Genomic DNA, 1545 nt, shown 5'->3' on the forward strand with positions numbered 1-1545 from the left:
GGCCGGCGGCGTCTGGTCGTAGCCCGTCAGCAGCGAATGGATGTAGTCGGGGCCGCCCGCGGCATACTGCGTGAAGATATCGAAGACGAAGCGCGGGAAGCCGCGCTCGACGCCGCGCGCCTTGGCCAGCAGCGACATGTCGGGCGGGGCAGCGCCGCCATTCGAGGCAGCGGCGGCTTCCTCGTTGGCGAATGGCGGCGGGAAGTGGTCGGACGGCTTGCCAGGGCGGTCGAACATGTCGCCGGCGTCGTTCGGGCCGTCATGGATGGTGTACTCGGCCGCCAGCGTCTTGATCTGCGCGTCCGAATAGCCGAGGTCCGACAGCGTGCGGAACGCCACCAAATTCATCGAATGGCAGGCCGAACAGACTTCCTTGTAGACCTTCAGGCCGCGCTGCAGCTGCGCCTTGTCGTAGGTGCCGAACGGCCCGGCGAAGCTCCAGTCCATCTCCTTCGGCTCGTTGATCGGGAAATGCGTCGGTGCGGCCGCGTTGTGTGCCTCCTCGGCGGCGATCGCCCCGGTGCCAACAACCACGAGGCCGAGCAACGCCAGCGAGGTGAGAATCTTCTTCATGCCAAATCCCCTTAGATTCTCTACCCGCTCAGCCCTTGGTTTCCGGCGCGGCCGTAGCCCCCGCAGGATGATGACCGCCACCCTTGTTCTTCTCGAGCACCGCTTCGGTGATCGAATTCGGCAGCCGCCGCGGCGTCTCGATCAGGCCGAGCACCGGCAGCGCGACCAGGAAGAAGGCGAAGTAGAACAGTGTCGCCATCTGCGCCATGAACACGTAGCTGCCTTCCGCCGGCTGCGAGCCCAGCCAGCCGAGCAGGATGGCATCGGCCACGAACAGCCAGAAGAACAGCTTGTACCAGGGCCGGTACACCGCCGACCGCACCTTCGAGGTGTCAAGCCACGGCACCAGGAACAGCATGACGATGGCGCCGAACATGCAGATCACGCCGCCGAGCTTGGAATTGATCGGCCCGATGTTGAAAGTGATGGCGCGCAGGATCGCGTAGAACGGCAGGAAGTACCATTCAGGCACGATATGCGCCGGTGTCTTCAGCGGATTGGCCACGATGTAATTGTCGGGCGCCATAAGGAAATTCGGAATGTAGAAGACGAAATAGGCGAAGAAGAACAGGAACACGATCATGCCGAACGCGTCCTTGATGGTCGCGTAAGGGGTGAAGGCGACGGTGTCGGTCTTCGACTTGACCTCGATGCCGGTCGGATTCGACTGGCCGACGACATGCAGCGCCCAGACATGCAGCACGACGACGCCGGCGATCATGAACGGCAAGAGGTAGTGCAGCGCAAAGAAGCGGTTCAGTGTCGGGTTGTCGACGGCGAAACCGCCGAGCAGCAGTTGCTGGATCCATTCGCCGACCAGCGGGATTGCGCTGAAGAAGCCGGTGATGACGGTGGCGCCCCAGAAGCTCATCTGGCCCCACGGCAGCACATAGCCCATGAAGGCCGTCGCCATCATCAGGAGGTAGATGATACAGCCGAGGATCCACAGCAGCTCGCGCGGCGCCTTGTAGG

2 protein-coding genes are annotated in these 1545 nt (G+C 63.1%); both read right to left on the reverse strand.

What is annotated here, in order from left to right; genetic code table 11:
* Positions 1-573 (reverse strand): cytochrome c1 (locus ACXJ7R_RS32205; protein ID WP_457155328.1); only part of this gene is annotated, 573 nt, incomplete at its 3' end.
* 28 nt (positions 574-601) lie between these two features.
* Positions 602-1545, reverse strand: a 944-nt coding sequence (locus ACXJ7R_RS32210; protein WP_457155329.1) for a cytochrome b, incomplete at its 5' end; no start/stop codon positions are given.

This window comes from Mesorhizobium sp. P5_C1, from assembly GCF_054049815.1.